The organism is Acidovorax sp. M2(2025), from assembly GCF_049330835.1.
Classification (GTDB): Bacteria; Pseudomonadota; Gammaproteobacteria; order Burkholderiales; family Burkholderiaceae_C; genus Acidovorax.
This window is the reverse complement of record NZ_CP186262.1, coordinates 17,201-35,292: the sequence shown is the minus strand read 5'-3', so window position 1 is coordinate 35,292 and position 18,092 is coordinate 17,201. Positions and strand designations below refer to the sequence as shown.

The following is an 18,092-nucleotide window of genomic DNA, read 5'->3' as shown; positions in this document are numbered from 1 at the left end:
CTGGAGGCTATTTTTACTTCGATTTCGCCGCCAGGTACGGCGCCAGGTACCGCCCCGTGTGGCTGGCCGGGTTGGCCGCCAGTTCCTCGGGCGTGCCCACGCCCACCACCGTGCCGCCACCCGCGCCGCCTTCGGGGCCCATGTCGATGAGCCAGTCGGCGGTTTTGATCACGTCGAGGTTGTGCTCGATGATCACGATGGTGTTGCCCGCATCGCGCAGTTGGTGCAGCACCTTGAGCAGCAGGTCGATGTCGGCAAAGTGCAGGCCCGTGGTGGGCTCGTCCAGGATGTAGAGCGTGCGGCCGGTGTCGCGCTTGGAGAGCTCCTGCGCCAGCTTCACGCGCTGCGCCTCGCCGCCCGAGAGCGTGGTGGCCGCCTGGCCCAGGCGGATGTAGCTCAAACCCACGTCCAGCAGCGTCTGCAGCTTGCGGGCGATGGTCGGCACGTCCTTGAAGAAGGCCGCCGCGTCCTCCACCGTCAGCTCCAGGATCTGCGCGATGTTCTTGCCCTTCCACAGCACTTCCAGCGTCTCGCGGTTGTAGCGCTGGCCGTGGCACACGTCGCAGGGCACGTACACGTCGGGCAAGAAGTGCATTTCCACCTTCACCACGCCGTCGCCCTGGCAGGCCTCGCAGCGGCCGCCGGCCACGTTGAAGCTGAAGCGCCCGGGGCCGTAGCCGCGCTCCTTGGCGGTGTTGACCTCGGCCATCAGCTCGCGGATGGGCGTGAACAGGCCGGTGTAGGTGGCCGGGTTGCTGCGCGGCGTGCGGCCGATGGGGCTCTGGTCGACGTTGATGACCTTGTCGAAATACTCGATGCCCACGATCTCCTCGTGCGGAGCGGGCTCTTCGTGGGCGCGGTAGATCTGGCGCGCCACGGCGGCATACAGCGTGTCGTTGACCAGCGTGCTCTTGCCCGAGCCGGAAACCCCCGTCACGCAGGTGAGCAGGCCCACGGGGAAGTCCACGCTCACGTCCTTGAGGTTGTTGCCCGTGGCGCCTACCACGCGCAGCGCCTGCACGGCGCCCTGGCGCGCGTGGTGTTCGGCCATGCGCTCGGCGCGGCGCTTGCTGGCCTCGGTCTGCGGAAAGCGCGACTTGCCCTTGGCCGGGGCGGGCGCGGGCGCCGGTTGCTCCACCACCGGCAGCCAGGGCGTGCGGCGCTTCGGCACGGGAATCGACAGCGCGCCCGACAGGTACTTGCCCGTGAGCGATTCGGGGTGGCTGCGCACCGCGTCGTACGTGCCCTGCGCCATCACGCGGCCGCCGTGCACGCCCGCGCCCGGGCCCATGTCGATCACATGGTCGGCGGCGCGCATCATGTCCTCGTCGTGCTCCACCACGATCACGCTGTTGCCGATGTCGCGCAGGTGCTGCAGCGTGGCGATCAGGCGGTCGTTGTCGCGCTGGTGCAGGCCGATGCTGGGCTCGTCCAGCACGTACATCACGCCGGTGAGGCCCGAGCCGATCTGCGACGCCAGGCGGATGCGCTGCGCCTCGCCGCCGCTGAGCGTCTCGGCGCTGCGGTCCAGGCTCAGGTAGTTCAGCCCCACATCGTTCAGGAACTGCAGCCGCGTGGTGATCTCGCGCACCACCTTGTCGGCGATCTCGGCCTTGGCGCCCGTCAGCTGCAGCTGCTGGAACCAGGCGTGCGCGCCGCTCAGGGTGGCGTGGCTCACCTCGAAGATCGCGCGGGCCTGCTCGCCCTCGCCCACCTTCACATGCCGGGCCTCACGGCGCAGGCGGGTACCGTGGCATTCGGGGCAGGGCTGGCTGCTGCGAAAGCGCGCCAGGTCCTCGCGCACCACCACGGAATCCGTCTCGCGGTAGCGCCGTGCCATGTTGGGCAGGATGCCTTCGAAGGGGTGCTTCTTGCTGTACACCTTGCCCTTGTTGGGGCCGCTGTCCAGGATGTAGCTGAACGCGATTTCCTCCTCGCCCGAGCCGTGCAGCACCGCCTGCTGCACCTTGGCCGGCAGCGATTCGAACGGCGCCTCCACGTCAAAGCCGTAGTGGGCCGCCAGGCTCTCCAGCATGGCGAAGTAGTAGCCGTTGCGGCGGTCCCAGCCCTTGATGGCGCCGCTGGCCAGGCTGAGCGTGGGGAAGGCCACCACGCGCGCCGCATCGAACACCTCGCGCTGGCCGATGCCGTCGCATGCCGGGCACGCGCCCATGGGCGAGTTGAACGAGAACAGGCGCGGCTCCAGCTCGGCCAGCGAGTAGCTGCACACCGGGCAGGCGAACTTGCTGGAAAACAGGTGTTCCTGGCCCGAATCCATCTCCAGCGCCAGCACGCGGCCGTTGCCCTCGGCCCCGCCCACGCGCAGCACCGCCTCGATGCTCTCGGCCAGGCGCTGCTGCATGTCGGCGCGCACCTTCAGGCGGTCGATCACCACGTCGATGTTGTGCTTTTCGGTCTTCTTGAGCGGCGGCAGGTTTTCGTGCTCGACGATCTGCCCATCCACCCGGAAGCGGACGTAGCCCAGCGCCTGCATCTGCGCAAAGAGCTCTGTGAACTCGCCCTTCTTCTCGCGCGCCACGGGGGCCAGCAGCATGAGCTTGGTGTCTTCCGGCAGGGCCAGCACGGCGTCCACCATCTGGCTCACGGTCTGCGCGGTCAGGGGCAGGCCGTGCTCGGGGCAGTAGGGGGTGCCGGCGCGGGCGTAGAGCAGGCGCAGGTAGTCGTGGATCTCGGTTACCGTGCCCACGGTGGAGCGCGGGTTGTGGCTGGTGGCCTTCTGCTCGATGCTGATGGCGGGCGACAGGCCCTCGATCAGGTCTACATCGGGCTTGTCCAGCCGCCCCAGGAACTGCCGCGCATAGGCCGACAGGCTCTCCACATAGCGCCGCTGGCCCTCGGCATACAGCGTGTCGAACGCCAGGCTCGACTTGCCCGAGCCCGACAGACCGGTGATCACCACCAGCTGGTTGCGCGGAATGTCCAGGTCGATGTTCTTGAGGTTGTGCGTGCGCGCCCCCCGGATGCTGATGCGCTGCTCGCGCAGGGCGCGGGCCAGGTACAGGCCGTCATCGGGAGCGGCATCGGAAGCGAGGGCGGAGACGGGCATGGGCGCGGCGGAAAAGGTCGAACCCTCCATGATAGGGGCGCAGCCCCGCGCCAGGGCCTCCGTTACAACCGCCCGCGGCGCCGGGGCGACGGTGGAAAAGCACTTTTGGCATTTTTCACCGGTTGTGCCTATACTCATTTTTAATAATTTTTCACAATCCAAGCCTGGCGAAGAGTCCGAGGACGCTGGGCCGATCCACCCGTATGAGCATTTCGCCGCCCAGCGAATCCAGCCCCCGGATGGCGCCCAGCCGCCTGGCCTTGCGGCCCATCCGGCCTGAAGACGAAGCCGCGTTGCTGGCCATCTTTGCCTCCACGCGCGAAGAGGAGCGCCGCATGCTGGGCTGGCCCGACGCGGCCTGGGACGCGTTCGTGCGCCAGCAGTTCTCCTTCCAGCACACGCAGTACCAGTCCGCCTACGCCCACCCTTCGTTCCTGCTGGTGCTGTGCGACGGCGAAGTGGCCGGGCGGCTCTACCTGGACCGCGCTCCGCGCGAGACCCGGGTGGTGGACATCGCGCTCTTGCCGGCCTGGCGGCGCCAGGGCATCGGCCGGCTGCTGATGGAATCGCTGGCCGTGGAGTCCGACGGCAACGGCATCCCGCTGACCCTGCATGTCGAGAGGAACAACCCGGTCCTCGGGTACTACGAACGCCTGGGATTCCAGGTGGAGGCCGACAAGGACGTCTACCTGTACCTGCGGCGCCCCAGCGCGCTGGGCGAACTGCCCCCGCTGCAGGCCTTCGAGCCCCTGGCGGGGACGGATTTCCTGCTGCAGTTGCCCGGGGGCGGGGGGGCGGTGACGCTGCGGCTGGCGGATGTCGCCGTCCGCCAGGGCCCCCGCACCCACAGCGGCTCGCTCACCTTCACCGGCCCCGACTTCGGCCGGCCGGCGCACGACACCTACGTGCTGGTGCATCCCCAGCTGGGGCGGTTTCCGTTGTTCCTCGGCCCCGTCATGGGCGGCGCGGCGGGGGAGCTTTTGTACCAGGCGGTCATTACCCGCACGGTTCCATCGCCCGAGGACGGCGCCTGACAAGACCGAAAGCCCTTCATGGAAGCCCCGTCGCCAAGATGTCCGCCGCGCCCGTTGAATACCCTGCCACGCCCATCACCCGTGCCGACCGCGAGCGGCTGGGCGGCCACCGCGGCCGGGCCGTCTGGCTGACCGGCCTGTCCGGCGCCGGCAAGTCCACCCTGGCCAACGCCCTGGAGTGCGCGCTGCACGGCCAGGGCCGGCGCACCTACCTCCTGGACGGCGACACCATCCGCCAGGGCCTGAACCGGGACCTGGGCTTCTCGGACGCGGACCGGGTGGAAAACATCCGGCGCGTTGCCCAGGTGGCCCGCCTTTTCGTGGATGCCGGGGTCATCGTGATCGTGGCCTTCATCTCGCCGTTCCGGGCCGAGCGGGACGCCGCCCGGGCGCTGTTTGCGCCCGGTGATTTCCTGGAAGTCTTTGTGGACGTGCCGCTGGCCGTGGCCGAGCAGCGCGACCCCAAGGGCCTGTACCGCCGCGCGCGCGCGGGCACGCTGCCGCAGTTCACCGGCATCGACTCGCCGTACGAGCCGCCCCTGGCGGCCGAGCTGGTGCTGCCCACGCACCGGTGGAGTGTGGAGCAGTGCGTGCGCTGCTTGGCGGAGCAGCTGGACGCCGCAGGCCCCCGCAACGTTGCCGCCGCAGACTGATGCCGCACCGCCCTACCTCTCTGCCCTCCACCGTCTTCACCACCGACGTCCTGCAGGGCGAACAGCGCTTCGAAGCCTGGCGCAGCAGCATCGCCGTCATCTTCGACGTGGCGCCGCTCGCGCACGACGGGCTGGACCGTTTCAAGGCGTCCGTCACCGCCCGCCACCTCGGCGCACTGCTGGCGGGCGACCTGCACTTCAGCTCCCAGCAGTTCTCGCGCAGCGCCGCGCGCGTGGCGCGTGACGGGGTGGACCACTACCTGGTGCAGTGGTACCGCAGCGGCGGCTTCGTGGGCCAGCACGACGGCCATGTGGACATGCAGGTGCGCGCCGGCGACATCACGGTGTTCGACCTGGGCCGCACGCAGCGCACGCACGCGGCCCCCTCGCACGTGCTGTCGCTGGTCGTACCGCGTGAAACCTTCGACGAGGCCCTGGGAGGCGCCGCCCTGGCGGACCTGCACGGCGCGGTGCTGCGCCACGGCACCGTGCTCAACGGGCTGCTGAGCGACTACCTGCGGTCGCTGCACCAGCGCCTGCCGGAGGTGACCCTGGCCGAGGCGCCGGCCGTGGTGCAGGCCACCACCCAGATGCTGGCGGCCTGCCTGCGCCCCAGCCAGCGCACGCTGGCGCAGGCCCGCGAAGAGGTGCAGGGCGTCACCCTGGCGCGCATCCAGCGGCACATTGCGCAAAACCTGGGCGCGCCGCTCAGCCCCGAGCTGTTGTGCCGCACCTTCGGCATCTCGCGCAGCCTGCTGTACCGCCTGTTCGAGCCGCTGGGGGGCGTGGCGCACTATGTGCAGCAGCGGCGCCTGGCGCGTGCCTTCCACGCGCTGGCCAACCCGGCCAACCGCAGCTTGCGCGTGGCCGAGATCGCCTCGCGCACCGGCTTCGCCAGCGAAGCACATTTCAGCCGGACCTTCCGCGCGGCGTTCGGCCTCACGCCCAGCGACGTGCGTGCCACGGCCGGCCGCGCCAGCGCCGGTGGGGCCGCCGGGGTCCACGGCGACGGCTTCGGCCGCGACGCCACCGCGGAATACGCGGACTGGGTGCGCGGCCTGCAGCCGGTCTGACACCTCCCGCCGCCGCTGGACCCCACTGCCGGCGCTGGCGCCCCAGCGCCGGTGGCCGTTTTGCCGCCCCGGCGGCACGGCCCGCGGGGGATAGAGGAAAATCGCGGCTTCCATCCAACCGCCTGGTCCCACAGCGCACCGCCGTGCCGCAGCAATCTCCCTCCTCCCCGCAGCAGCCTCCCGTTCCCCGCACCGATGCGATGACCCCGCTGGAGCGCCGCTCCAGCATCAGCCTGGCGCTCATCTTTGCGCTGCGCATGCTCGGCCTGTTCCTGGTGCTGCCCGTGTTTGCCCTGGAAGCCCGCAAGTACCCTGGCGGGGATGACCCGGCCCTGGTGGGCCTGGCCATGGGCATCTACGGGCTGACCCAGGCCGTGCTGCAGCTGCCCCTGGGGATCGCGTCCGACCGCTTCGGGCGCAAGCGCGTCATCGTGCTGGGGCTGCTGGTGTTCGCCGGGGGCAGCCTGCTGGCCGCGCTGGCCGATTCGCTCTCGGGGCTGCTGGTGGGCCGGGCGTTGCAGGGCGCCGGCGCCGTCTCGGCGGCCGTCACCGCCTTGCTGGCCGACCAGACGCGCGACGCCGTGCGCACCAAGGCCATGGCCCTGGTGGGCGGCAGCATCGGTCTGATGTTTGCCGTGGCGCTGGTGCTGGCGCCGGCGCTGGCCGCCCGCGTGGGGCTGCCGGGGCTGTTCGGCCTGACCTGTGCGCTGGCGCTGGCGGGCATTGCCGTGGTGGTCTGGTGGGTGCCTGCGGAGCCCGCCCAGCACGCGGACGCCCCCCGCGGCCGCCTGGCAGACGTGTGGCGCCACCCCGACCTGCTGCGCCTGAACCTGGGCGTGTTCGTGCTGCACACGGTGCAGCTGGCCATGTGGGTGGCCGTGCCCGCCCTGCTGGTGCAGGCGGGCCTGGCCAAGAGCGCGCACTGGCAGGTTTACCTGCCGGCCGTCGTGCTGTCGTTTGGCGCGATGGGCGGGCTGTTTGCGCTGGAGCGTGCCGGCCGGCTGCGCGCCGCCCTGCTGGGCGCCATTGCCCTGGTGCTGCTGGTGCAGCTGGGCCTGGGCCTGCTGGCGGCCAGCGGCGCGGCGCCCACGCTGTGGGTGCTCGGGCCCCTCATGTTCGTGTTCTTCTGCGGCTTCAATGCCCTGGAGGCCACCCAGCCCAGCCTGGTCTCGCGCATGGCCCCCGCGGCCCTGCGGGGCGCGGCCCTGGGCAGCTACAACACGCTGCAGTCGCTGGGCCTGTTTGCCGGGGGTGCCCTGGGCGGGGCGCTGGCAAAGTGGGCCGGCCCCGCCGGGCTGTTTGCCGCCACGGCGGTGCTGTGCGCTGCGTGGCTGGTCTTGACGTGGCCCCTGCGCCCCGTGGGCCGCGGCAGCGGGGGCGGCCACTGAGAACGTGTTTGGCGATCCCCTGGGAGATCGCAAACACCTTCCGAAGGCCCCATTGCGGCACAATGCTGCGTTTTGGCGCCCGGAATCTTTCCCCAAATCCGGCGCTTTCAACCCTGAAGGCAGAGAAGCACCATGGCATCCGTAAACAAAGTCATCATCGTCGGCAACCTGGGCCGCGACCCCGAAATGCGCACCTTCCCCAGCGGCGACCAGGTGGCCAATGTGACGATTGCCACCACCGACAAGTGGAAGGACAAGCAGTCCGGCGAAATGCGCGAAGCCACCGAATGGCACCGCGTGGTCTTCAACGGCCGCCTGGCGGAAATTGCCGGCCAGTACCTGCGCAAGGGCTCGCAGGTGTACGTGGAAGGCAGCCTGCGCACCCGCAAGTGGACCGACCAGAACGGCGTGGAAAAGTACAGCACCGAAATCCGGGCCGACCAGATGCAGATGCTGGGCAGCCGCCAGGGCATGGGTGGCCAGGGCGGCGGCCAGCAAGGCGGCTATGACGACGGCTACGGCGACCAGGGTGGCGGTGGCTACGACCAGGCCCCGCGCCGCGCCGCGCCCGCGCCGCGCCCCATGGCGGCCCCCGCTCCCCGCCCCGCGCCCGCCCCGGTGCAGCAGGCGCCCCGTGCAGCGTCGGGCTTCGACGACATGGACGACGACATTCCGTTCTGAAAAGTACCTGGAGACAGTCTGTCGGCATCAGGCCCGCAGCCCAACGGCTGCGGGCTTTTTATTGTGCCTTGCGGGGCTGATTTTCAGTCCGGTATCTTGTAAAAAACGGCTGTAGCGCTTGATGGGTAAGTGCAAGCAGCTATTGTTTTTGCGGCAAATCAACCGCCTTTGCCGGCACTGCGGCAGGCTGCGTGCCGTGGCCCTCGCGCGGCAGGCCGTCCACCGCGGCGATCACCCCGCCCCCCAGGCAGACCTCGCCGTCGTACAGCACGGCGCTCTGCCCCGGCGTCACGGCCCACTGGGCCTCGGGGAACTGCAGCGCAAACCCGCCGGGCGCGGCCTCCAGCGTGCAGGCGGCGTCCTGCTGGCGGTAGCGCGTCTTGGCGGCGTAGGTGCCGGGTGCGGGCGCTTGGCCCGCGCACCAGCTCACGTCCTGCGCCACCAGGCGGTGCGACAGCAGCCAGGGGTGGTCGTGCCCCTGCACCACGCGCAGCGTGTTCTTCTCCAGGTCCTTGCGGGCCACGAACCACGGCTCGTGCGCGCCACCGCCGCGCTGCGCTCCTTTTTCCTTCACGCCGCCGATGCCCAGCCCCTGGCGCTGGCCCAGCGTGTAGAACGACAGGCCCACATGCTGGCCCAGCTTGCGCCCCCGGTCGTCGAGGATGGGGCCGGGCGCGTGGCTGATGTAGCGGTTCAAAAACTCGCGGAACGGCCGCTCGCCGATGAAGCAGATACCGGTGGAGTCCTTCTTCTTGGCGTTGGGCAGGCCGATTTCCTCGGCGATGCGGCGCACTTCGGTCTTGTGCAGCTCGCCCACGGGGAACATCGTCTTGGCCAGCTGCGCCTGGTTCAGGCGGTGCAAAAAGTAGCTCTGGTCTTTGGAGGGGTCCAGCCCCTTGAGCAGCTCAAACAGGCCCGTCGCGGCGTTCTGCCGCACGCGGGCGTAGTGCCCCGTGGCGATCTTCTCTGCCCCCAGCCGCATGGCGTGGTCCAGGAAGGCCTTGAACTTGATCTCGGCGTTGCACAGCACGTCGGGGTTGGGCGTGCGGCCGGCCTGGTACTCGCGCAGGAACTCCGCGAACACGCGGTCCTTGTAGTCGGCCGCAAAGTTCACGTGCTCGATCTCGATGCCGATCACGTCGGCCACGGCGGCGGCGTCCACGAAGTCGATGTTCGACGAGCAGTACTCGCTGTCGTCGTCGTCTTCCCAGTTTTTCATGAAGATGCCGATGACCTCGTGGCCCTGCTGCTTGAGCAGGTACGCGGTCACGGCCGAGTCCACGCCGCCGGACAGGCCGACGACGACGCGGTGTTTGGTGGATGCAGTCATGGAACCCCCATTGTATTTTTCAGGCCGCCGCGGCCTTGCGGGGCCGCACAGAACGCGCAGCCACCAAGAGGTCATACAGCTGCTGCGCGGCCGGCGACAGGGTCTTGCCCCGGCGCTTGATCAGCCCCATCTGCCGTGTGACGATCGGGTCCACCAGCGGAATGCTCACCAGCGTGGGGTGGTCCTTTCCCGGCATCGCCAGGCTGGGCACGGCGGCCACGCCCAGGCCGGCCTCCACCAGGCCGAGCAGCGTGGTCACGTGCTTGGCCTCGTACAGGCACTGCGGCCGGTCGGGCACGTTGGCCAGCGCCAGGTCCATCAGCAGGCGGTTGCCCGAGGTCTTGCCCACCGACATGAAGTCGTGCTGGCCCAGCTCGGCCCAGCTCACCTTCTTGCGCCGCGCCAGTACATGGTCGCGCCGGCAGGCGGCCACGAAGCGCTCGGCCAGCACCGGCTTGAACTCGATCTCGGCCTCCTGGCTGCCGATGAAATTGAGGCCGAAGTCCGCGTCGCCCTGCGCCACGGCCACCAGCACCTCGTTGGCGCTGGCGTCGTGCACCTTCACGCGGATCTTGGGAAAGCGCTCGTGGTAGCGCTTGACCACCTGCGGCAGGAAGTAATACACGGCCGAGGGCACGCAGGCGATCGTCACCTCGCCCATGCGCCGCGCGGCCACGTCGCCCAGGCCCATGAGCATGCCGTCCAGGTCGTCGAGCCACACGCGGGTCTTGCGCGCGAAGTCGCGGCCCACGGCCGTGAGCGTGACGCGGCGGGTGGTGCGGTCCAGCAGGCGCACGCCCAGGGCGTCCTCCAGCTTGTCAATGCGGCGGCTGAAGGCCGGCTGCGACAGGTGGATGGCGTCGGCCGCGGCGCGAAAGCTCTGCAGCTCCGCCACGGCGGCAAAGGCCTGGATGTCGGCGAGGTCGAACTTGACGTTCATCGGAGGGGCTCCTTCAGGGGGTCCGGGGGGGTGGCGCGGCATTGCGCGCCGTGCATCAAACCATCGGAACATTGCAATTCACGAACGGAATTGGAGCATGTAAAAGCACTGCGGAGCTATTGCACACTGTGCATCAATCATTGCCAACAATGCAATTCACAGATCATCGGCACGGCCGCACCATGCCGGCCCATGAGCACCACCATTCCTTGCGTCCTGATGCGCGGCGGCACGTCCCGCGGCCCCTTCTTCCTGGCCGACTGGCTGCCCGAGGACCCCGAAGCGCGCGACCGCACCCTGATTTCCGCCCTGGGTTCGCCCCATGAGCTGCAGATCGACGGGCTGGGCGGCGGCAACTCGCTGACCAGCAAGGTCGCCATCGTCTCGCGCTCCACGCAGCCCGACTGCGACGTGGACTACCTGTTCGCCCAGGTCAGCGTGCAGGAGGCGCGCGTGGACACGCGGCCCAACTGCGGCAACATGCTGGCCGGCGTGGGCCCGTTCGCCATCGACCAGGGCCTGGTGGCTCCCACCGGCAGCACGACCTCGGTGCGGGTCTACAACGTCAACACCCGTTCGCGCATCGATGTACAGGTGTGCACCCGCGGCGGCCAGGTGCAGTACGAAGGCGATGTGCAGATCGACGGCGTGCAGGGCACGGCCGCGCCGGTGCTCATGAACTTTCTGGACGCCTGGGGCGCGGTCACCGGGCAGGTCTTCCCCACGGGCCAGCGCATCGACACCCTCGACGGGCTGCAGGTCACCTGCATCGACGCGGCCCAGGTCATGGTGCTGGTGCGCGCGGCTGACCTGGGCCTGCGCGGCGACGAGACGCCTGCCGAGCTGGACGCCAACACCGCGCTGCTGGAGCGCCTGGAGCGCGTGCGCCTGCAGGCCGGGCTGCGCATGGGCATGGGCGACGTGACCCACAGCGTGCTGCCCAAGCCCGTGATCGTGTCCGGCGGCGAGCAGCCCGACCACATCGTCTCGCGCTACTTCACGCCCCACCGTTGCCACCGCTCGCACGCGGTGACCGGCGCCATTGGCGTGGCGGCGGCGCGCGTGCTGCCGGGCACCGTGGCCTCGGACACGCGCACGCCGCCCGCCGCCGGTGTGCGCCGCGTCGAGGTGCAGCACCCGGCCGGCCGCATCCACGTGGATGTGGAGCTGGCCTTGGTGGACGGCCACGCCACGCTGGTGTGCGCCGCCCTGGTGCGCACGGCCCGAAAGATCCTGCAGGGCACGCTGTTCGTGCCCGACAGCGCGCTCGCCGCCCACGCGCACTGATACGGCACCGATTCGCGCATCCCTTTCCGCATGGACGACCGGCCGGCACCGAGCCCGGCGCGCCGTCCGGTTCCCAGGGCCTGCCCTCGCGCAGCGCCCCCCATCACCACAAGCCAAGGAGACAACCATGCCCATCACCACCCACCGCTGCGCCCTGGCGCAAGCCCCGCACCGCCCGGCCTCCGTCCGCCGGCGCGCCGCCCTGGCCCTGGCCGGTGCGCTCGCCGCTGCCAGCTTCTGGCCGGCCGCCGCGCTGGCCGCGTTCCCGGAACGCATCATCACGCTGGTGGTGCCAACGGCCGCCGGCGGCGGCAACGACGCCATGGCCCGCGTGGTCGCCCAGAAGATGGGCACGCTGCTGGGCCAGCAGGTCATCGTGGACAACAAGGCCGGTGCCAACGGCGCCATCGCTTCGGAATACGTGGCGCGCGCCGTGCCCGACGGCCACACCCTGCTCTTCGGGTACATCGGCACGCACGGCATGAACCCCGCGCTGCAAAAGCTGCGCTACGACCCCGTCAAGAATTTCGAGCCCGTGGGCATGGTCTGTACCTCGCCCACGCTCATGGTGGTGAACCCGCAGGTGACGGCCAAGTCCGTGCCCGACCTGGTGCGGCAATCGCAAGGGGCGCCGGACCAATTCAACTACGCCTCGGCGGGCAACGGCACGGCGCCGCACTTCTCGGCGGAGCTGTTCAAGCTGGAGTCGGGCGCCAAGATGGCGCACGTGCCCTACCGCGGCTCGGCTCCGGCCATGACCGACACCATGGCCGGCCAGACGCAGGTGATGTTCCCCAGCCTGTTCACGGCCTACCCCTACGTCAAGTCCGGCAAGCTGCGCGCGCTGGCGGTGGCCGGCACCAAGCGCTCGCCGCTGCTGCCGCAGGTGCCCACGCTGGAGGAAGTGGGCGTCAAGGGCGTGGACATCAGCCAGTGGTATGCGCTGTTCGCCCCCGCCGGCACGCCCCGCCCGGTGGTGGACCGGCTCAACCAGGCGCTGCTCGCGGCGCTGGCCGACAAGGAGGTGGCCCGCCGCATCGAAGACCACGGCGCCACCGTGGAAGGCAGCACCCCCGACGCGCTCGGCCAGCGGGTGCGCAGCGAGGTCGCCCGGTGGCGCGGCGTGGTGCAGAAGGCCCAGCTCACCGCCGACTGACCGGCGCGTCACCCCTGCCAGACCGCTCCCGGCGCATGCCGGGGGCACGGCCGCTGCGGCTTCGCCCCGCCGCCCATTTTCACCACCGAGGAGACAACCCCCATGAGGAAAAGAAGAATCACCGGCGCCCTGTGCGTCGCCCTGGCCGGCGCCGCAGCGCAGGCCCAGACCCCGGCCAGCAACGTCACGCTGTACGGCGTCGTGGACCTGGGCCTGCGCAACGGCAGCGGCCTGTCCGCATCTAACGCGCCCGCGCCGGGCTCCAGCCACAGCCTGGGCAGCGGCATCCACACCACCAGCCGGTGGGGCCTGCGCGGCGCGGAAGACCTGGGCGGGGGCGCCAAGGCGGTGTTCAACCTGGAAAGCGGCCTGAACGCCGACACCGGCGCACCCGCCAATGCCACCAAGGTCTTCGACCGCGCTTCCTGGGTCGGCCTGCAGGGCAGCTGGGGCACGCTGGCCCTGGGCCGCCAGACCACCACGCTGGCCGACGCCATCTCGCCCGTGGACCCGCTGGGCATGCGCTTTGCCAGCTTCAACCCCAGCATCGGCGTGGCGGCGCTCAGCCAGCACGGCCTGGGCATCGAGTACGGCAGCGCGGGCGCCACCTCGGGCTCGTACCGGCTGGACAACTCGCTCAAGGTCACGGGCCGCTTTGGCGGCATCACGGCGCGCGCGATGTGGGGCATTGGCGAAGTCGCGTCGCAGGCTTCGGCGCTGTCGTCGCGCGGCCTGGGGCTGGCCTGGGCCGGCGATGGCGTGGCGGTGTCGGGCGCCTACCAGAGCTTCAAGGACGCGAACCAGCGCACGCTGGACGCCGCCACGCTGGGCGCCGCGTACCAGTGGGGCACGGTGCGGCTGGCCGCCAACGCCGGCCGCAACAAGGCCGAGACGGCTGCGGGCCGCTTCACCGTGCAGCGCGTGTTGTCGGCCGGCGCCACCTGGGCCGCCACGCCGTGGGTGGACCTGACCGCCGCCTACTACAAGGTGGACCGCTCGCGCACCGGCGCGGCCGACGACGGCTATGGCCGCCTGGTGGCATTTGCCGAGGTCAAGCTCTCGCGGCGCACCAAGCTGTACGCCGAGCTGGACAACACCCGCTGGCGCAACGGCTTTCAGGGCGCGGCGAACAAGGCCACGGCCACCGGCATTTCAGCAGGCGTGGTGCATACGTTCTGAACAGGTTCTTAAACAAACTTGCCGGTGATGCCGCCGTCCACCACCAGCTCGGTGCCGGTCACGTAGGCGGCGGCGTCGCTGGCGAGGAAGGCGCAGGCATGCGCCACGTCCCAGGCCGTGCCCATGCGGCCCATGGGCACCTGGCGGGCGCGTGCGGCGCGGGCCTCGTCGAGGCTGGTGTCCGAGAACATCTTCGCCACCGTGGTGGCAATGCGCGGTGTGTCGATGAGCCCCGGCACCACCGTGTTGGCGCGCACGCCCTGGCCCGCGTACTGCTGCGCCACCAGCCGCGTGAAGTGCGTGACCGCCGCCTTGGTCACCCCGTAGGCCAGGTGCGGGTAGCCCAGGTAGCGCAGGCCCGCGATGGACGAGATGGCGATGATCGAGCCCCGGCCCTGCTCCACCATGCCCGGCAGCACTTCCTGGCACGCCAGCAGCAGGCTGTTCACGTTGACGGCATGGATGCGGTCGAAGTCTGCGGTGCTTGTTTCCAGCGGGCCGCCGGTCTTGCCGATGCCCACGTTGTGGTGCAGCACGTCGACGGCGCCGCCAAAGTGGCTGCGGGCTTCGCGGAACAGGCGCTGCACGTCGGCGGCCTCGGCCACATCGCCCACCAGGGTGACGGCCGTGCCGCCCTCGGCATGGATGAGCGCCGTGGTTTCCTCGGCCGATGCTGCGTCGCGGTCCGCCACGCACACGCTGGCGCCCAGGCGCGCGTAGGTCACGCAGGCGGCGCGGCCGATGCTCCAGCCCGGGCCGGCAGACCCGCCCCCGGCCACGAACACCACGCGGCCCGACAGGTCCAGCGGCAGGGCGGGTGGATGGCCTGGCGCGGCGCTCATGCGTCCGCGCCCTGGCCGGCACGGCCGCCGACGAAGGGAATGGCGTGCTCCACCGTGTCCCAGATGAAGCGGCCCGAGGGGCTTTGCTGCTCTTCCACGATGTGCGCCACCAGCCCGGCCGCGCGCGAGATCACGGCAAAGCCGCGCATCACGGCCGTGGGCACGCCGATCTCGCCCAGCAGCGCGGCCACCGCGCCCGTGGCGTTGATGGTGATGGGGCGGCCTGCCACCGCGTCCACGGCCTTGGACAGCGTCTCCAGCGCGCGGATCTTGTCGCCCTGCAGCTCGGGCTCGGCACGGCCCATGGCCAGCAGCTTGTAGGCGCGCGGGTCCACGGGCTTGTGCAGGTGGTGGCCGAAGCCGGGCACGGGGGATTTGAGGCCCTTGTAGTGGCGCGCAATGGCGAGCGCCTCCGCGTCAGGGTCCTGGGCTGCCGCGATGCGGTCGAGCAGGCCCGAGCAGTTCTCCATGGTGCCCACGAAAGAGCTGCCCACGGCCAGCAGGCCTGCGCTCACGGCGCCCTGCAGGTTCTCGGGCGCGCTCATGTAGATGAGCCGCGTGGCAATGGCGCTGGGCGTGAGTCCGTGTTCCATCAGCACGATGAGCACCACGTCGGTGATGCGCAGGTCCACGCCGCGCGGCGTGCGGCCCAGGATCTGCATCAGCATCACCTCGGTGAAGGTCTTCTGGCCCATCAGGTCCTCGACCAGGTTCGCATCGCGGTAATGCAGGCTGGTGAGGGTGTGGGTGCACAGGCGGGTGACGGGGGTCTTGGAAGGGGTGGTGGTCATGGGAACGGTTCCTTCAGGCAGCGGCCAGGGCGGCCAGCGCCGCATCGCGCACGGCGGACTTGAGCACCTTGCCCACGGGCGAGCGCGGCAGGCTTTCGTGGAAATGGATGCGCTTGGGCGTCTGCACCGGGCCCAGGCGTTCGCGCACAAAGGCGATCAGCTCGGCCTCGCTGGCGTGCTCGCCGGTGCGCAGTTGCACGGCGGCCTGCACGGTCTCGCCCCATTTGTCGTCGGGCAGGCCGAACACGGTGCATTCGTGCACCGCGGGGTGCTGGCCCAGCGCGTTCTCCACGTCCACGGGGTAGACGTTGAAGCCGCCGGTGATCACCATGTCCTTGAGCCGGTCCTTGAGGTAGAGAAACCCCCGCTCGTCGATCAGGCCCCGGTCGCCCGTGTGCAGCCAGCCGTCCACCAGGGTCTCGGCCGTCTTCTCGGGCAGGCGCCAGTAGCCGGTCATGAGCAGGTCGCCGCGCGCCACCACCTCGCCCACTTCTCCCGGGGGCAGCAGGCGGCCGTCGGGCGCCATGATGGCCACGTCGCTGAACCAGGTGGTGCGGCCCACCGAGGCCAGGTTGCGCTCGTCCTCGAAGTCCTCGGGGCACAGCACGGTGAGGATCTGCGGCGCCTCGGTCTGGCCGTAGGTGGTACCCAGCACCGGGCCGAAGAAGTCGCGCACCTGGCGGATCTTGTCGGGCGGCATGGGCGCGCCGCCGTAGATGAGCCGGCGCAGGCGCGGAAAGTCCGCGCGCGACGCGCCGGGCAGCGCCATCAGCATGTAGACCAGCGTGGGCGGCATGAAGCACACCGTGCCGCCTCGCTCGCGGAAGGCCGTGCGCACCGCCTCGGCGCCCGCGCCCGCCAGCACCACGTGGCAGCCGCCCTGCGCCAGGATGGGCAGGAGGTACGTGGAGGTGCCGTGCGTGATGGGCGCGGCCACGATGTAGCGCTCGTGCTCGTCAAAGCCCCAGGCGTGGATCTGGTTGGTGATGTTGGCCATCCACGCGCGGTAGGGCTGCATCACGCCCTTGGGCGCGCCCGTGGTGCCGCCGGTGAATTTGATGGCCTGGGTGGCGTCGTCCGGCAGGTCCAGCTGCGGGCGGGGTGCGCCAGCATGCGCAGCGGCCAGGCTGGCCAGCGTGGCGGCGCCCTCGGCGGCCTGCGCGCCGGTCAGCACGCGGGCGCCGGGCGCGCCTTCCAGCAGGTCGGCGCACGCGGCATCCAGCACCAGCAGGGTGGGCTCGGTCGCATCGATGATGCGGCGGATCTCGGGCCGGGTGCTCTTGGGGTTGAGCGGCACCCACACCTTGCCGCAGGCCAGCACGGCCAGCAGCGCGGCGATGTGGTCGGCGCTGTTGCCCGCGCAGATGCCCACGCGGCTCTGCGGCACGGGGTCGATGGCCGTGAAGCCCGTCGCGAGCGCCGCCACGCGGGCGGCCAGCGCGTCGTAGCGGATGGCGCCCTCGGGCGCGTCGATGGCAATGCGGTCGGGCCAGCGCTGGGCGGCCCGCCAGAAGAAGTCGATGGGGAACATGAAAGAGGTGAGGTTGTGTGGGTGATCTGTCACTCGGCCGACGCGCCGGAGGCCTTGACCACCTCGCGCCAGCGCTTGATCTCGGCGGCGGCAAACTGGCGCATCTTGTCGGGCGAGCCGCCCTCGGGCGTGGCGGCCAGCTCCTGCAGGCGCGTGCGCACCTCGGGCTGGGCCAGCACCTTGTTCAGGGCCGCGTTGACCTGCTCGACCACGGCGCGCGGCGTGCCCGCCGGTGCGGCCAAGCCGAACCACGACTGCACGTCAAACCCCGCATAGCCCGACTCGGCCAGCGTGGGCACGTCCGGCAGCAGGGGCGAGCGCTGGGCGCTGGTGATGGCAATGGCGCGCAGCTTGCCCGCCTGCACGTGCGGCAGGGCCGACGGCGTGTTGTCGAACATCGAATCCACCTGGCCGCCCAGCAGGTCGGTGACGGCGGGCGCGCTGCCCCGGTAGGGCACGTGCAGCATCTTGAGGTGGGACTGCATCTTGAACATCTCGCCCGAGAGGTGGATGGACGAGCCGCTGCCCGACGACGCAAACGTGATGCCGTCCTTGGACTCCTTGGCGTAGCGCACGTAGTCGGCCAGGTTCTTGATGGGCAGCTTGGGGTTGACCACCAGGATGTTCGGGATCTTGGCGATCAGGCCGATGGGCTCGAAGTCCTTGACCGGGTCGTAGCCCAGCTTGGGGTACAGCGTGGCGTTGATGGTGTTGGCGATGGTGTAGACGTACAGCGTGTAGCCATCGGCAGGCGCGCGCGCCACGGCCTCGGCGCCCACGTTGCTGTTGGCGCCGGCGCGGTTGTCCACCACCACGGGCTGGCCCAGCTGGTCGCCCAGCTTGACGGCCACCAGGCGCGCAATCACGTCCGTGGCGCCGCCGGCCGCATAGCCCACCACCAGCTTGACCGGCTTGGCGGGCCAGCCGGACGCATTGGGCTGGGCGTGCAACGGCATGGCAGCGCTGCAGGCCAGGGTGGCCGCCAGCGCCAGCAGCGCGCGGCGTGGCAGGGATGGCGAAGCCGTGCGCTGGCGCAGCGCGGCGGGGGTATGTGGGCTCATGGTGTCTGTCTCCGTGGGTTCTTGGAAAAATGCCGTCTGGACGCCCTGCGGCACACTGCGCACTGGTGGCGTTGACGAA

General features: G+C 70.4%; 15 protein-coding genes and 1 pseudogene. 8 read left to right on the top strand and 8 right to left on the bottom strand.

The window, feature by feature from the left end:
* Positions 1-13: 13 nt before the first annotated feature.
* Entirely contained in the window at positions 14-3,067 is a 3,054-nt protein-coding gene (uvrA, locus tag ACOYR3_RS00150; RefSeq protein WP_422844519.1) for an excinuclease ABC subunit UvrA, read from the bottom strand.
* Positions 3,068-3,270: 203 nt separating this feature from the next.
* Here uvrA and ACOYR3_RS00145 point away from each other — a divergent pair, with 203 nt between their 5' ends.
* The 5 genes from ACOYR3_RS00145 (at position 3,271) to ssb (ending at position 7,896) form a co-directional block, all read left to right on the top strand.
* Positions 3,271-4,101, top strand: coding sequence for a GNAT family N-acetyltransferase (locus ACOYR3_RS00145; protein ID WP_422844518.1), 831 nt, complete (start codon positions 3,271-3,273; stop codon positions 4,099-4,101).
* Positions 4,102-4,139: 38 nt separating this feature from the next.
* A complete protein-coding gene (gene cysC, locus ACOYR3_RS00140; protein ID WP_422844517.1) occupies positions 4,140-4,754 on the top strand; it encodes an adenylyl-sulfate kinase in 615 nt (204 codons plus the stop codon).
* A complete protein-coding gene (locus ACOYR3_RS00135) occupies positions 4,754-5,827 on the top strand; it encodes a helix-turn-helix domain-containing protein (RefSeq protein WP_422844516.1) in 1,074 nt (357 codons plus the stop codon). The genes cysC and ACOYR3_RS00135 overlap by 1 nt, the downstream gene beginning before the upstream one ends.
* Before the next feature lie 200 nt (positions 5,828-6,027).
* Complete coding sequence (locus ACOYR3_RS00130; RefSeq protein WP_422844515.1) at positions 6,028-7,215, top strand: MFS transporter; 1,188 nt, start codon at positions 6,028-6,030, stop codon at positions 7,213-7,215.
* A 132-nt stretch (positions 7,216-7,347) separates the two neighbouring features.
* On the top strand, positions 7,348-7,896 hold the full coding sequence (gene ssb, locus ACOYR3_RS00125; RefSeq protein WP_291484507.1) for a single-stranded DNA-binding protein: 549 nt from the start codon (positions 7,348-7,350) through the stop codon (positions 7,894-7,896).
* A 139-nt stretch (positions 7,897-8,035) separates the two neighbouring features.
* Here ssb and mnmA read toward each other — a convergent pair whose 3' ends face one another.
* Positions 8,036-9,226, bottom strand: a complete 1,191-nt coding sequence (gene mnmA / locus ACOYR3_RS00120) for a tRNA 2-thiouridine(34) synthase MnmA (RefSeq protein WP_422844514.1) — start codon at positions 9,224-9,226, stop codon at positions 8,036-8,038.
* Positions 9,227-9,245: 19 nt separating this feature from the next.
* On the bottom strand, positions 9,246-10,166 hold the full coding sequence (locus ACOYR3_RS00115) for a LysR family transcriptional regulator (protein ID WP_422844513.1): 921 nt from the start codon (positions 10,164-10,166) through the stop codon (positions 9,246-9,248).
* Between the two features lie 192 nt (positions 10,167-10,358).
* Here ACOYR3_RS00115 and ACOYR3_RS00110 point away from each other — a divergent pair, with 192 nt between their 5' ends.
* The 3 genes from ACOYR3_RS00110 (at position 10,359) to ACOYR3_RS00100 (ending at position 13,788) form a co-directional block, all read left to right on the top strand.
* Positions 10,359-11,453: a 4-oxalomesaconate tautomerase gene (locus ACOYR3_RS00110; protein WP_422844512.1), complete on the top strand. Its 1,095-nt coding sequence runs from the start codon at positions 10,359-10,361 to the stop codon at positions 11,451-11,453.
* A gap of 127 nt (positions 11,454-11,580) precedes the next feature.
* Positions 11,581-12,609: a Bug family tripartite tricarboxylate transporter substrate binding protein gene (locus ACOYR3_RS00105; RefSeq protein WP_422844511.1), complete on the top strand. Its 1,029-nt coding sequence runs from the start codon at positions 11,581-11,583 to the stop codon at positions 12,607-12,609.
* A 102-nt stretch (positions 12,610-12,711) separates the two neighbouring features.
* A complete protein-coding gene (locus tag ACOYR3_RS00100) occupies positions 12,712-13,788 on the top strand; it encodes a porin (RefSeq protein WP_422844510.1) in 1,077 nt (358 codons plus the stop codon).
* Between the two features lie 8 nt (positions 13,789-13,796).
* Here the strand turns inward: ACOYR3_RS00100 and ACOYR3_RS00095 are convergent, their stop codons facing one another.
* From ACOYR3_RS00095 to ACOYR3_RS00075, 5 genes and pseudogenes are all read right to left on the bottom strand, one after another.
* The gene (locus tag ACOYR3_RS00095; protein ID WP_422844509.1) at positions 13,797-14,630 is read right to left on the bottom strand and encodes an SDR family NAD(P)-dependent oxidoreductase; all 834 of its coding nucleotides are present in this window, start codon (positions 14,628-14,630) and stop codon (positions 13,797-13,799) included.
* A complete protein-coding gene (locus ACOYR3_RS00090) occupies positions 14,627-15,421 on the bottom strand; it encodes a citryl-CoA lyase (protein ID WP_422844508.1) in 795 nt (264 codons plus the stop codon). The genes ACOYR3_RS00095 and ACOYR3_RS00090 overlap by 4 nt, the downstream gene beginning before the upstream one ends.
* 13 nt (positions 15,422-15,434) lie before the next feature.
* On the bottom strand, positions 15,435-15,752 hold the full coding sequence (locus ACOYR3_RS00085; RefSeq protein ID WP_422846643.1) for an AMP-binding enzyme: 318 nt from the start codon (positions 15,750-15,752) through the stop codon (positions 15,435-15,437).
* A 171-nt stretch (positions 15,753-15,923) separates the two neighbouring features.
* A pseudogene (locus ACOYR3_RS00080) lies at positions 15,924-16,952 on the bottom strand (class I adenylate-forming enzyme family protein); the annotation flags it as partial.
* A gap of 29 nt (positions 16,953-16,981) precedes the next feature.
* Complete coding sequence (locus ACOYR3_RS00075) at positions 16,982-18,013, bottom strand: tripartite tricarboxylate transporter substrate binding protein (protein ID WP_422844507.1); 1,032 nt, start codon at positions 18,011-18,013, stop codon at positions 16,982-16,984.
* Positions 18,014-18,092 lie beyond the last annotated feature (79 nt).